At 56.8% G+C, this 13252-nt stretch carries 10 protein-coding genes; 6 read left to right on the top strand and 4 right to left on the bottom strand.

Features of this window, described 5'->3' with window-relative positions; translation table 11 throughout:
- Window positions 1-34 precede the first annotated feature (34 nt).
- The 4 genes from ON16_RS11080 to ON16_RS11065 form a co-directional block, all read right to left on the bottom strand.
- Window positions 35-868: a DeoR/GlpR family DNA-binding transcription regulator gene (locus ON16_RS11080; RefSeq protein ID WP_051131703.1), complete on the bottom strand. Its 834-nt coding sequence runs from the start codon at window positions 866-868 to the stop codon at window positions 35-37.
- Between the two features lie 149 nt (window positions 869-1017).
- Window positions 1018-3483 (bottom strand): alpha-ketoacid dehydrogenase subunit alpha/beta, encoded by a 2466-nt coding sequence (locus tag ON16_RS11075; RefSeq protein ID WP_040662403.1) that lies wholly within the window; start codon window positions 3481-3483, stop codon window positions 1018-1020.
- A 70-nt stretch (window positions 3484-3553) separates the two neighbouring features.
- Window positions 3554-4930, bottom strand: a complete 1377-nt coding sequence (gene lpdA, locus ON16_RS11070; RefSeq protein WP_040662399.1) for a dihydrolipoyl dehydrogenase — start codon at window positions 4928-4930, stop codon at window positions 3554-3556.
- Window positions 4931-4940: 10 nt separating this feature from the next.
- Entirely contained in the window at window positions 4941-6257 is a 1317-nt protein-coding gene (locus ON16_RS11065) for a dihydrolipoamide acetyltransferase family protein (protein WP_040662396.1), read from the bottom strand.
- Window positions 6258-6732: 475 nt separating this feature from the next.
- Here ON16_RS11065 and ON16_RS11060 point away from each other — a divergent pair, with 475 nt between their 5' ends.
- The 6 genes from ON16_RS11060 (at window position 6733) to ON16_RS11040 (ending at window position 13247) form a co-directional block, all read left to right on the top strand.
- Window positions 6733-7818 (top strand): 6-phosphofructokinase, encoded by a 1086-nt coding sequence (locus tag ON16_RS11060; protein ID WP_040662393.1) that lies wholly within the window; start codon window positions 6733-6735, stop codon window positions 7816-7818.
- 28 nt (window positions 7819-7846) lie between these two features.
- Entirely contained in the window at window positions 7847-8014 is a 168-nt protein-coding gene (locus ON16_RS15800; RefSeq protein WP_158441618.1) for a hypothetical protein, read from the top strand.
- A 172-nt stretch (window positions 8015-8186) separates the two neighbouring features.
- Window positions 8187-9686, top strand: a complete 1500-nt coding sequence (locus tag ON16_RS11055) for a sugar ABC transporter ATP-binding protein (RefSeq protein ID WP_040662390.1) — start codon at window positions 8187-8189, stop codon at window positions 9684-9686.
- Between the two features lie 13 nt (window positions 9687-9699).
- Window positions 9700-10698 carry an ABC transporter permease gene (locus ON16_RS11050; RefSeq protein ID WP_040662387.1) on the top strand — a complete coding sequence of 333 codons (999 nt, stop codon included), beginning with the start codon at window positions 9700-9702 and terminating at the stop codon, window positions 10696-10698.
- Window positions 10699-10778: 80 nt separating this feature from the next.
- Window positions 10779-11765: a substrate-binding domain-containing protein gene (locus ON16_RS11045; RefSeq protein WP_040662385.1), complete on the top strand. Its 987-nt coding sequence runs from the start codon at window positions 10779-10781 to the stop codon at window positions 11763-11765.
- Window positions 11766-11951: 186 nt separating this feature from the next.
- Window positions 11952-13247: a class II D-tagatose-bisphosphate aldolase, non-catalytic subunit gene (locus tag ON16_RS11040; RefSeq protein WP_040662382.1), complete on the top strand. Its 1296-nt coding sequence runs from the start codon at window positions 11952-11954 to the stop codon at window positions 13245-13247.
- Window positions 13248-13252: the final 5 nt, after the last annotated feature.

Below are 13252 nucleotides of genomic sequence, written 5' to 3'. Positions count from 1 at the left end.
GAAAAGACAGCGCGAATGCAAGAAACCGGATGATTTACAGCCGTTTCTGCTGGAGGAGGCGCTGGTAGAGCGCCTCGCGCTGGTCCGAGGACAACGGGTCCTCCGGTGTGAAAATCTGGGTGTTTGCCGCTGTGGCCGCTCTCAGAATATCCTCCGGCGGCGTCTGGTCGCAGATCAAAATCTGAATGTTCGCCAGAGACGCAAAGGTGAAGGGGTGATTTTTGCCGATTTTCCCGGAATCCAGAAGCATGATGGAAAATGCGGCTTTCCGAATGATTTTCTGCTTGAGCTGCGCCTCCTGAAGAGAACCGACGGTAAAACCGCTGGTCACAGAGTAACCGGAGGTGGCCATCACCGCAACGTCGATGTTCATGCCGTCCAGCATGGCTTCGGCCTGAGGGCCGGAACATGAGAGCGTGTTGGGAGAAACCTGCCCGCCCAGAAGCGTGACGTTAAACCGGCTGCTCAGAGCCAGCTCTGACGCAATGTTGACGGCGCTGGTCAAAACGGTGTAATTTCCCACCTTGAGGCGGCGGGTCAAGGCGGCCACCGTACTGCCGGCGTCCAGATAGTAGGCGTGATTGGAGCGGAGCAGTCCGGCGGCGAGTCTTGCGATGCGCTCTTTGGCGGCAGTGTTCTGGTGGATTCGCTCGGAAAAGGCGGATTCCAATCCGGCCAGCCTTGGCTTTTGAGAGAGAATGGCTCCTCCTCGGACCCGGACAATATAGCCCTCTTTTTCCAGCTTTTCCAAATCCCGCCACAGCGTCATCGGGGAGCAGGGACCGATCAGAGGGACCAGATCACTGTTCCGTGCCTCGGTGTGCTCTGTGATATAGGATAAAATTGTGGATTGTCGTTCGTTCATCATCCTGTGTTACACTCCAGCTTCCGGCGCTCGCGCCGTTTCAGGTTTATTTTACTGCATGGACGAGAAAATGGCAAGGTAATTAGTCAAGAGAACAGCGTGGGGCTGAACGGTGGAAAGGTTCGCGGAACCCTTCCGCCGTCCTTGCTGCATCAGATACCCAGACGGTTTTCCCGCAGCTGCTCCAGCTCGGTGCAGTTGTGGACACAGACATGACCGGGCAGAGGCAGAATGCGCTCGTGAATGGCATCCACAATCCACTCCGGCTGGGGGAAGAAGGCGTTTTCCAACTCGTGGGGCGGGGTGATCCAGTCCTTCGCACCCACGACCACGGGCGGCGCGTCCAGATAATCAAAGGCCAGCTCCGTGATGTTGGAGGCCAGATTGCGCATAAAGGAGTTGCGCTCGCAGGCGTCGCCGGTAATGACGATGCGGCCCGTCTTCTTTACGGATTCGATCACTTTTTCATAGTTGAAGGGGACCAACGACCGCGCGTCGATGACCTCGGCAGAGAGGTTGTATTTTTCCTGCAAAAGATCAGCGGCTTTCACGGCGCGGTACAGCGTGGCTCCGATGGAGAGGATGGTCACATCGCTACCGGCGCGCTTCACGTCCGGTTCGCCCAACGCGATTTCGTACTCCTCCTCGGGAACGCCCTCCTTGTGGAACAGCTCACCATAGTCATAGATGCGCTGGCTCTCCAAAAAGATCACCGGATCGGTGCCGTTCAGGGCGGACTGCATCATGCCCTTGGCGTCGTAAGGCGTGGCGGGGAAGACCACCTTCAAACCCGGGATGTGGGCGCACAGGGCGGACCAATCCTGAGAGTGCTGTGCGCCGTATTTGGAGCCAACGCTCATGCGGACGATTACCGGCATTTTCAAAACGCCCGCGCTCATGGCCTGCCATTTGGACAGCTGGTTGAACAGCTCGTCTCCCGCGCGGCCAAGGAAGTCGCAGTACATCAGCTCGGCCACCGCTCGGCCGCCGCTCATGGCGTATCCCACGGCGGCGCCCACAATGGCGGCTTCGCTGATGGGAGAGTTGAACAGGCGGTGATAGGGGAGCGTTTCGGTGAAGCCGCGGTAAACGGCGTAAGCGCCGCCCCAATCCCGCACGTCCTCGCCAAAGGCCACCAGAGTGGGGTCTTCATAGAATTTCTTCAAAATAGGCTCGGCGATTCCGTCCCGAACCTGATAGACCTTGTTCTTGCTGACGGGCTTGCCGGTTTCGTCCAGCCCCTGTCGAACCTTTTTGGACAGCGCCACGGTGCGGGGAGATTCCGCAAAGGGAACCAGTGTCTCCGCCTTGCGGCTCTCATCCATGGAGCGGATATGACCGTTGGAGAACATGAGATCGCCAATGGCGTTGGGGGTCTTGCCAAAAATGTCCACCCGGGGAGAAACGGCGTCGTCAATAGCCAGCTTCATGTTGCGCAGCATGTCCGCCTTGACGGTGGACTGAATGGCATCCAAGTCTGCCTGCGTGCAAAGACCCGCTTCCATCAGTTCCTTGCCATAGGCCTCAATGGAATCCTCTGCCTCCCAAGCGGCGATTTCCTCCTTGGAACGATAGCTGCTGGAATCAGAAGGAGAGTGGCCCGAAATGCGGTACGTGACGATTTCCAGCAGCACGGGGCCGTCCTTCTTCGCCAAATCCTTCTTCCTTCCGTAAACGTCCATGACCGCCAGCGGGTTGTAGCCATCTACGCGCTCGGCGTATAGCTGATTGGGGCGCAGAGCCGCGCCCACCCGGACGGGAGAACCGTAGCCCATCGTCTCACCCCAAGTCTGACCGCCCATGCCGTAGGTATTGTTCCAGATGTTGAAGATGATGGGCATACCGCCGCCGTCCTCACCCCAGAGGGTGCGGACCTGATCCATGGAGCTGAAGTTCATGCCCTCCCACACCGGACCGCAGCCCAGAGCGCCGTCGCCAATGTTGCAGACCACCACGCCGGGCTTTTTGTTCACCAGTTTATAGAGTGCCGCACCGGGAGCGATGGAGCCGGAACCGCCCACGATGGCGTTGTTGGGATAGATGCCAAAGGGGGTGAAAAACGCGTGCATACTGCCGCCCATACCCTTGTTGAAGCCGTTCTCCCGGCCAAAGGTTTCGCAGATCATGCCATAGAGCAAAAAGTCCCGGCCCTGCGCGCGAAGATCCTTGCCGTTGTCCTTTACCACGGAGAAGGCCTTGCCGCCGTCAAACGTCTCCATGATCTCCGTCAGGCGCTGTTCGTCCAAAGACTCCACAGCCCGGAGGCCCCGAGCCAGAATTTCGCCGTGGCTCCGGTGAGAGCCAAAGGAGAAATCGTCAATGTTCAGGTGGTAGGCCTGACCAACGTAGGCGGCCTCCTGCCCGATGCCCAGATGGGCGGGGCCGGGGTGGTTGTAGCCCACGCCCTGATATTCGCTGGTGGTTTTGATGAGCTGGAGCATCGTCTCAAATTCCCGGATGTACGCCATATCCCGGTAAACGTTGATAAGATCTGTTTTTGAATAGCGGTCTGTCTCATCCTTCACCGCTTTTTGGTACTGATTGCTGACGATATCCTGCATTTCGATGGTTCCCGGGGCGCGCATGGCCTTGGGGTCTACAAAAATCTGTTTTGACATAGGGACCCTTCCTTATCTATCAATCGTAATATGTTTCACGGAAGCCGCATATGGGCGGCGGGTTGCCGAATTATCGGCCCTTGTACTGAGCCAGAGCGTCCCGGAAGATTTCGCACACGGTGGGATGGGGGAACACAAACTCCCGCATCTCCGGCACAGTTAGCTCCAGCTCAATGAAAATGCCGGCGGCGATGATGAACTCCGAAGAGGCGTTGGCAAGCACCTGCGCACCCAGCAGGGTGCCGCGCTTGGCGTTGAACACCAGCTTACAGATGCCGTCGCCGCCCTCGTTCTCGGCGACATAGCGGCCGCTGTACTGCATGGGCAGCTTCACAACGGAAACCTCGTAACCCTTCGTTTTGGCCTCTGCTTCGCTGAGTCCCACGCTGGACAGCTCCGGCACGGTGTACAGCACGCTGGGAATGGCCTCGTACCGCATGGTGTCCGCCTTGCCCAGAATCGTGTTGACGGCGACCTCCGCCTCGCGATAGGCGGTATGGGCCAGCATGAATTTGCCGTTTACATCGCCCACGGCATAGACGCCGGGGACGTTGGTCTTCATGTGTGCGTCGGTGACGATAGCGCCCTTTTCCAGCTCTACACCAATGTTCTCAAGACCCAGCCCCGCCGAATTGGCTTTCCGGCCAATGGCCAGCAGCACCTTATCTGCCGGAAGATCAAAGGTTTTCCCATCTTTTTCGCAGACTACCGCGCCGTCCTTCACGGCGACGACCTTGGTGCCAAGGTGGAATTCCATGCCGTCCTTTTCCAGATTTCTGTGCAGAATTTTCACCAGATCCGGGTCGTTTGGGCCTGCGATGTGATCCAGCATCTCCACCACGGTAACGGCCGTTCCGGTGAGCTGATAATAGGCGGCCATTTCAAGGCCGATGACCCCGCCGCCGATCACTGCCAGCCGGGCGGGAGACTCCCGCAGGGACAAAAGCTCCCGGTTGGTCAGGGCAAAGCCGGAATCCAGCGCCTCTTTCAATCCCGGGATGGGCGGCTGGGCATTGACGGAGCCGGTGGCAACGATGAGGTTTTTGCCGATATACAGCTCCTCGCCCACCTGTACGGTGACGCCCTCGGCGCTTCTGCCGGTGATCACACCCCGGCCATTCACCACGTCCACATGGCTGGCTTTCAGAGCCGCGCCCACGCCGGAGACGAGGGTGCGGACGACCTTTTCCTTCCGGTCGATCACCGCGCTTTGGTCGATGGAGACCTTTTCTACCCGAACGCCATACGCCTCCCCGTGGAGTGCGTGGGCATAGGTTTTGGCGCTCTGCAAAAGTGTTTTGGTGGGGATGCACCCCTCGTTGAGGCATGTGCCGCCCAGATGGCGGTCCTCGACGCACAGCGTTTTCAGCTTTGCCTGTCCGGCCCGCTCTGCGGCGAGGTATCCGCCGGGGCCGCCGCCGATGATGATAACGTCGTAATTTGTCATAGCGTCCCCCTTATTCAGCCAACAGGGCGGTGATATTTTCCAGTGCCTCTTTCAATTCCTTCAGGAAGCGGGAAGCGGGAGCACCGTCCAGCGCACGATGGTCATAGGTCAGGGAAATTCCCATGGCGGGATAGACCGTGATCTGCCCGTCCACCTTGCGGACGCGGTCGATCATGCAGTCCACGCCCAGAATTCCGGTCTGGGGCGGATTAATGACGGGCGTGAAGGACTCTACACCCAAGGACCCCAGATTGGACACGGTGAAGGACGCACCCGTGAGCAGGTCGGGGCTGATGGACCCGGTCTGGGCCGCTGCCGCCAGAGACTTGGCTTCCGCCGCGATTTGCGCCAGCGACTTGGTATCCGCGTTAAAAATGGTGGGAACCAGAAGACCTCTGGGCGTATCCACCGCCATACCCAGATGGACATGGTCGAAATAGCGCATCTTGTCGTCCAGCAGATGGGCGTTTAGGTCGCGATGGCGGAGCAATACCCGGGACACCGCAAACAGCACGATATCATTATAGGTAATGTTTGGCAGGTTCAGCGTCTCCGCCGCCGTTTTCAGCTGTTTGCGGTAAGCTATCATGGCGGTGGCGTCAAAAGAGCTGTGATGGGTCAGCTGCGCCATTTCAGACAGAGACTTGTGCATGGACGCGCCGATGACCTTACGCAGATGAGAGAGCTTTTCATCGTGATAGCCTGTGTCACTGCCAATCGGCGCGGGAGCCGCGGGAATCGCGGCGGGCGCGGTCAGGTCTGCCGTGCGGATACGGCCGCCCACGCCTGTTCCGGCCACGCCGGACAGGTCGCCGCTTTCCAGAACGGCGGCGGCAGTCAGCTTTTGGCCCGACAAAACATCCCGCTCCAGCACGCGGCCGTGGGGGCCGGTGGGAGCAATGCAGGACGGGTCCACATGCAGCCGCGCCGCGGCGTTCCGCGCCCGGGGAGAAATGCTAACGCCTGCGCCGGGAGCCGCCGTGGCCGCAGCCGGCGCGGCGGATGCTTCCGCGGAGGGAGATGCCGAAACTTCTTCTGTGGGAGCAGTTTCCGCCGCTCCGGCGGGGGCCAGCGCGGAGAAATCTTCTCCGGGCGTGCCGATTACGGCCACGGTGTTCAGGCAGGGAATGTCGTCGCCTTCCTGACAGAACACAGCCAGCAAAGTGCCGTCCGTCTTGGCCTCCTCTTCAAACATCGCCTTGTCCGTCTCGTAAGTAAACAGAATGTCTCCGGCGTGTACCTCGTCGCCAACCGCTTTCTTCCACTCTGAAATCAGGCAGCTTTCCACTGATTGTCCCTGTCGGGGCATAATGACCGCTGTTGCCATGCCAAGGCCTCCTTGTTATATTTAAACATTAATATAACATATAATGTTATATATAACAATATACACAACGGACCATTCACTGTCAAGCAAAAAAGAAAAACGGACATAAAACATCATATATAAATCAAGTTTTTAAAAATTATGATGAAGATTGAGCAATAGAGTATAAATTGTCAGAGGAAAGTCGAATGGCAGTACAACGATTATAACAATAAATATAACATTATTAAATTAAATTTGTGTTATAAAATAGAGCGGATAATGGAAAGTGATTTTGCCTGATTGGTGGAATCGAAGTGAAGGAGAGGGAAGACTGCTTCAATTTGACATTTTGGGATAATCGGGCGTATACTCATCCTTAAATTGCGTCGTCCGCCATCTGCTGAATGCGGGCCGCGCCTGAAAACCTGCGGGGGAGGATTTTCCGCGCGTGAAGCGGGCGCTTGATGCAGCCAATTAAACAGGAGGAAATTCCATGAAAAGAAAAACGCGCGTGGGGTTGATTACCAGCGGCGGGGACTGTCAGGGTCTGAACGCGGCAATCCGTGGGATCGGAAAGACGCTCCTGCATTATGTGGACAATGTAGAACTCTTCGGCATGTATGACGGGTATCGGGGTCTGGTGGACGGAGATTATAAGTTCATGGAGGACGGAGACTTTTCCGGCATTCTCACGGAGGGCGGTACGATTCTGGGAACCTCCCGCCAGCGGTATGTGCCGGGGAAGATGATCGTGGACGACGACGGGAACGACTTGATGCCCGCCATGCTGGATACGTATACCCGGCTGAATCTGGACTGCCTTGTGGTCATGGGCGGAAACGGCACGCAGAAAAGCGCCAAGCTGCTGATGGACGCGGGAATGAACGTGATCACCCTGCCCAAGACCATCGACAACGACATCTGGGGCACGGATACCACCTTTGGCTTTCAGAGCGCGGTGGACATTGCCTCCAACGTGATTGATTACATCCATTCCACCGCCAGCTCCCACAGCCGGGTCTTTCTGGTGGAGGCCATGGGGCGGGACGCGGGCTGGCTGACGCTTCATGCCGGGATTGCCAGCGGAGCGGACATCATTTTGATCCCGGAAATCCCCTATGATATCGACAAAATTGTGGAGGCCATTGAACAGCGCAAAAAGCGGGGACGGAACTTCTCCATCATCGCTGTGGCGGAAGGCGCCGTCTCCACGACAGACGCTGTCCTCACCGAGGAGGAGCGCCGCGCCGCCAAGGAAACCATGGGCCACTCCACCATTTCCTATCAACTGGCAAGCCAGATTGAAAAGCGCACCGGGCAGGAGACACGGGTTACCATTCCCGGCCATTATCAGCGGGGCGGCCCACCCTGCCCCTATGACCGGGTGCTGGCAACCCAGTTTGGCACGGCGGCGGCAAAACTCATTATGGAGCGGCAGTACGGGCGGATGGTGGCCGTTCAAAACGGCCAGATCGTCTCCATTACGCTGGAGGATGCCGCCAGCCGCACCAAGTTCCTGCCGGTGGATCATCCCCTTATTACGTCCGCCCGTGACGTAGGCGTTTCCTTCGGGGACTGAGTCCTAAAGCCTTGGAGGCGGGGTACAGGTGAAGATGCAAGTGGTCGAAAAAGCCCGGTGGACTTTTCCGACCGCTTGTTTACTTTTACCAAAAGAAGTCGAGATATGGAAAAATACGGAGAATTTGGACGGGAAATATGCACAAAAGCAATTAGCTGTTTATCGTCAAAATGTTGAAAATGCTAAAACTGAGTAAAAATTGCCCCCCTAATCGTAAGATTTGCACCTTTTGAAATAATCCGTTTCGTACTATACTAACCAAAAAACATGCCACAGGTGGAAACTATTTTTGGCGGAATTATCACGAATTCACGAAATTTGGAAGCCAATTGTAAGAAAACCTCGTGAACAGTAAAGGAAACGGGCAAATGAACGAATACATTGTGGAAATGGAGAACATCAACAAATCCTTTTCAGGGGTGCCGGTTCTCAAGAACGTGCGCTTTACCCTGAAAGCGGGAGAAGTCATGGCGCTGCTGGGCGAAAACGGAGCGGGAAAGTCCACTCTGATGAAAATTCTCAGCGGCGTGTATGTTCGCGATTCCGGCACCATGAAGATTTTTGGTGAGGAACAGGGCGACTTGGACACGAAGAAAGCGCAGGAGCTGGGCGTGGCCATTATCCATCAGGAGCTGAATATGTGCCGGCATCTGACCGTGGCGGAAAACATCTTTTTGGGCCGCGAGGTCAGGAAAGGCGTTACGCTCAACAACCGGGAAATGGTGAAGCGGACGCAGGAGGTTTTGGACTCTCTGAAGATCGACCTCAGCCCCAATACGGTGGTGGGCGACCTGCCGGTATCCAAGCAGCAGATGGTGGAGATCGCCAAAGCGCTGTCTGTCCATGCTAAAATCCTGATTATGGACGAGCCGACATCCGCGCTGTCCTCCAAGGAAATTGACGAACTGTTTCGTCTGGTGGATCAGCTTCGCAGCGAGGGCTGCGGCATTGTATACATATCGCACCGCATGGAAGAACTGAGCCATGTGGCAAATCGCGTGACAGTGATGCGAGACGGCGAGTTTATTATGGAAGGGAACTTCGCAGACTATACGATGGACCAACTGATCGCCAAAATGGTTGGCCGGGATATCAAGGAGAAATTCCCCCGCGTCCAATGCCAGCGGGGCGAAAAGATTCTGGAAGTGAAGAACCTGAACGCGGGAAGAATGGTCCGCGATGTGAGCTTTGATCTTTACGCCGGTGAGATTGTGGGAATCGCGGGTCTTGTGGGTGCAGGCCGCACGGAGACTACCCGGGCAATTTTCGGAATCGACCCCAAGGACTCCGGCGAAATCGTTTTGGATGGGAAGTCCGTTTCCATTAAAAAACCCATTGACGCGATCAAAGCCGGAATTGTGCTGACGCCGGAGGACCGGAAGCGGGACGGCCTTTGCACAAAGCTGGGCGTTCGGGAGAATTTGAGCATTCCCAATCTGGACTGGCTCAGCAACGGCATCGGCAAGGTTAACCAGAAGAAGGAACGGGAAATTGCCGACAAGGTAGTGGAGGAGCTGCAAATCAAGCTGTCCTCCGTTGAAATCAATGCGGAGAGCCTTTCCGGCGGCAACCAGCAAAAGGTGGTCATCGGCAAGTGGCTGGCGCGAAACTCCCGGGTTATTATGTTTGATGAGCCGACCCGCGGCGTGGACGTTGGCGCGAAGGTGGAGATTTACAATCTGATGAACCGCCTGAAGCAGCAAGGCACCGGCGTACTGTTTGTGTCGTCTGAGCTGCCGGAGATCTTGGGCATCAGCGACCGGATTCTGGTCATGTGCGATGGGCATTTGACCGGAGAACTGCCGGTGGCAGAGGCCACTGAGGATAAAATTCTCTCTTACGCAACCGCGTTTGAATCTAAAATCTAAGGAGCAATACACAATGAATGAAAAGAAGTCAAATCGGCTGAATCAAGCCCTGTCCGCCCGCGGTGTCCGCTCGGTGGTAACCGCGGTGATCGGATTTTTGATTCTGTTTGTGGTCTTTGCCGTGGCCAGTCCCTCGTTCCGTTCCGGCAACAACATCCAGAACCTGCTCCGCCAGATCGCGCCCACGCTGATCATCGGCATCGGTCAGGGCTATGTGCTGATTACCGGTAACATCGACCTTTCCATCGGCTCTGTGGTGGGTATGTCCTGCATGACTGCCGGTACTATGATGACCAAGGGCGTGAATCCGGTTTTGGCCTGTCTTTTGACCGTTCTTCTGGCGCTGCTGGTCGGTTTTGTCAACGGCACGCTGGTGGCAAAGATGAAGCTGCCCTCTTTTATCGCCACGCTTGGCACCATGACTTTGGCACGCGGACTCGCGCAGCTGGTGAACAACAACCATAATACCGACTTCATCGGCAACGATGCACAGGCCTTCCGCGATCTGTTTTATTACGGCGAGTTTGCCAAGCTGTACAGCGCGGTGTGGATCGCAGTGATTTTGTGGGTGGTGTTCAACTTCCTGCTGAGCAAGACTCGTACCGGCCGCCACATCTACGCGGTGGGCAGCAATCTGGATGCCGCGCGTCTGTCCGGTATCAATGAATACCGCACCATCCTGATCACCTACGTTGTAAGTGCTTTCTGCGCCTGCGTCACGGGTCTGATCCTGCTGGCTTCCGCCGGTATGGGCACCATGGATGCCGGTGGCACATACGAAATGTACGCAGTGGCGGCATGCGTCATCGGTGGCATCTCCACACTGGGCGGCACCGGCATTCTGGCGGGCGTGATCGCCGGCGCCGGAATCTGGGGTATCCTGCAAAATGGTTTGCAGTTTGTGGGCGCTCCTGTGGCGCTGCGGAATATCATCATCGGTATCATCGTCATTCTGGCGGTTATGATGGACGTGGTGGCCCGCAGCAGCAGAAAGAAGATCAAAAAAGCGTAAAAACAGTGGATATTAAAGCCCGAAGGGCTTTGATATAAGGACTGAAATATCGGTCCAAAAAAATAACAAGGAGAAGAATCATGAAAAAGAAAGTATTGGCTCTCGCAATGGCTCTTGCAATGTCCACCGCGCTCTTTGGGTGCGGCAGCACCGGCTCTGCCAGCAGCGGTTCCGCCGCTTCCGGCTCTGCATCCGGCTCCGCCGCAGGCTCCACCGCCGCACAGGATGTGAGCATCATTCTGGTTACCATGGACGGTTTGGACAACCACTGGGTCAACGTGGACAAGGGCGCTCAGGCCGCCGCAGCTGAACTCGGCATTAAGTATCAGTGGATGGCTCCCGACAAGAAGGACACCGCACTGCAGATCGAAATGCTGAACAATGCTGTTGCTGCTCAGTGCGACGGTTTGGTTGTTGCCGCTGTGGATCCCGACGCGATTGTCTCCACTCTGCAGAGCGCGGCTGACGCCGGCATCAAGATCGTCTATGCCGACTCCACCGCCAACTTCGACGCTGTGGCAAAGTTCACCACCGACAACTATGCCGCTGCTAAGCAGGCTGGCGAGCAGATGCTGGCCGGTCTGAAGGAGAAGGGCATCACCTCCGGCGATATCGGCATCGTTGCTTTCTCCAACGCCACCCAGACTTCCGTTGATCGTGAGCAGGGCTTCCGCGACGCGTTCGAGGGCACTGAGTTCAACCTGCTGGAGACCCAGTATGGCAACTCTGAGGTTGCCGCGTCTCAGGCTGCTGCTGAGAACTTCATCTCTCAGGGCGTTGTGGGCGTCTATGGCAACAACGAGCCCGGCGCTGTCGGCGTGGGCAACGCTGCCGCCGCCAACCCCAACTGGAATGGCGTGGCCGTCGGCTTCGACGCTTCCGACACGACCATGGACATGGTTGAGAACGGCTCTTTGTACTGCGTGATGGCTCAGAATCCGTATAACATGGGTTACGGCGCTGTCTATGCCGCTTACAATGCCGTTACCGGCGGCGACATCGGCGAGACTGATGTGGACACCGGCGCCAGCGTTGTCAACAAGGACAACGTGGCTGATTTCCGGTAAGCAGCTGCAAAACAGCGACATCTAGGATTCATAACTAGAGCGGATTTTCCGGCGGCGGCAGAACGACGGGCGGCTGCTTGAAAATCGCTCTAATAAGGGAAAATGAGCCGCTGAGGATGATCGAAAAACTATTCGTTCCTCAGCGGCTTCCCTTTTTCAACGACGAAACAAAAAAGGAGCCATGAAATGAAAGATTATTTGCGCGATATGGTGGCCCGGCGGAAGCAGGGCGAGGTTTGCGGCATTGGGAGCTATTGCACGGCGAACGAACTGGTGATCGAAGCGTGCATGCAGCGTGCCCTGCGGGACCATCAGGTGGTTCTGGTAGAGGCTACCGCGAACCAAGTCAATCAGTTTGGCGGCTATACCGGGATGCGCCCCGTTGATTTCCGGGATTTTGTCTGTGAGATTGCGGACCGTATCGGCTACCCCCGTGAAAATATCATTCTGGGCGGCGACCATCTGGGACCGCTCACATGGCAGAACGAACCCGAGGCACAGGCGATGGACAAGGCGGAGGAACTGGTGCGCCTGTTTGTGTTGGCGGGCTTTAAAAAGATCCATCTGGATACCAGTATGCGCGTGGCGGACGACCCCCGGAATGAACCGCTGACGGACGAGACAATTGCCCGCCGGGGCGCGCGGCTGTATGCCGCCTGCGAGGAGGCGTATCAGACACTGCGGGCACAAAATCCAGATGAGGTGCGGCCCGTGTATATCGTGGGCAGCGAAGTGCCCATTCCCGGCGGCGCACAGGAGGCGGAAAGCTCTATCGCCGTCACCGATCCTGCGGCGCTCAATAAAACTGTGGAAACCTACCGCAAGGCGTTTGCCGCGGCGGGTTATGCCGACGGGTTTGAAAATGTAATCGGCGTGGTGGTGCAGCCCGGCGTGGAGTTCGGGGACGCGGACTTTTTCCGCTATAACCGCGCCAAGGCCAAGGAACTGACCGCTGCCGCGAAAAAGCTGGACGGCATTGTTCTGGAGGGCCACTCCACCGACTATCAGCCCGCCGAGGCGCTGCGCGAGATGGTGGAGGATGGCATTGCCATTTTAAAAGTTGGCCCTGCATTGACCTTTGGCCTGAGAGAGGGCCTGTTTGCTCTGGACATGATGGAACGTGTCCTGCTGCCCGAGGGGCAGCGCGCTTATTTTGCAGATACGCTGGAACGCGTGATGCTGGAGCACCCGGAGAATTGGAAGAAGTATTATCACGGCGACGAATTGCAGCAGGCCGTGAAGCGCAGATTCAGCTTCTCCGACCGAATTCGATATTACCTGACCGACGCCGAGGTGAAAGCGGCGATGGATCAGTTGATCGCAGGGATGCAGAAGGTGGAAATTCCCCTGAGCATGCTGCACCAATATATGCCCCTGCAATACCCCAAGGTCCGGGACGGACAGCTCCCCATGGATGCGCGGGAACTGGTGAAGGACTGCGTTGTAACGTTCGCAGAGGATTATATCCACGCCACACGCTGATGCGT

This window comes from Oscillibacter ruminantium GH1 (assembly GCF_000307265.1).
Lineage (GTDB): Bacteria > Bacillota > Clostridia > Oscillospirales > Oscillospiraceae > Oscillibacter > Oscillibacter ruminantium.
Note: the sequence above shows the minus strand (reverse complement) of the source record. Positions and strands in the feature narration are given on the sequence as shown.

Excerpts from the sequence above, each read along its gene's own strand:
- ON16_RS11075 (WP_040662403.1), bottom strand. The coding sequence starts at position 3,483 with ATGTCAAAACAGATTTTTGTAGACCCCAAGGCCATGCGCGCCCCGGGA.
- ON16_RS11065 (WP_040662396.1), bottom strand. The coding sequence starts at position 6,257 with ATGGCAACAGCGGTCATTATGCCCCGACAGGGACAATCAGTGGAAAGC.
- ON16_RS11040 (WP_040662382.1), top strand. The coding sequence starts at position 11,952 with ATGAAAGATTATTTGCGCGATATGGTGGCCCGGCGGAAGCAGGGCGAG.
- lpdA (WP_040662399.1), bottom strand. The coding sequence starts at position 4,930 with ATGACAAATTACGACGTTATCATCATCGGCGGCGGCCCCGGCGGATAC.
- ON16_RS11055 (WP_040662390.1), top strand. The coding sequence starts at position 8,187 with ATGAACGAATACATTGTGGAAATGGAGAACATCAACAAATCCTTTTCA.
- ON16_RS11080 (WP_051131703.1), bottom strand. The coding sequence starts at position 868 with ATGATGAACGAACGACAATCCACAATTTTATCCTATATCACAGAGCAC.
- ON16_RS11060 (WP_040662393.1), top strand. The coding sequence starts at position 6,733 with ATGAAAAGAAAAACGCGCGTGGGGTTGATTACCAGCGGCGGGGACTGT.
- ON16_RS11050 (WP_040662387.1), top strand. The coding sequence starts at position 9,700 with ATGAATGAAAAGAAGTCAAATCGGCTGAATCAAGCCCTGTCCGCCCGC.
- ON16_RS11045 (WP_040662385.1), top strand. The coding sequence starts at position 10,779 with ATGAAAAAGAAAGTATTGGCTCTCGCAATGGCTCTTGCAATGTCCACC.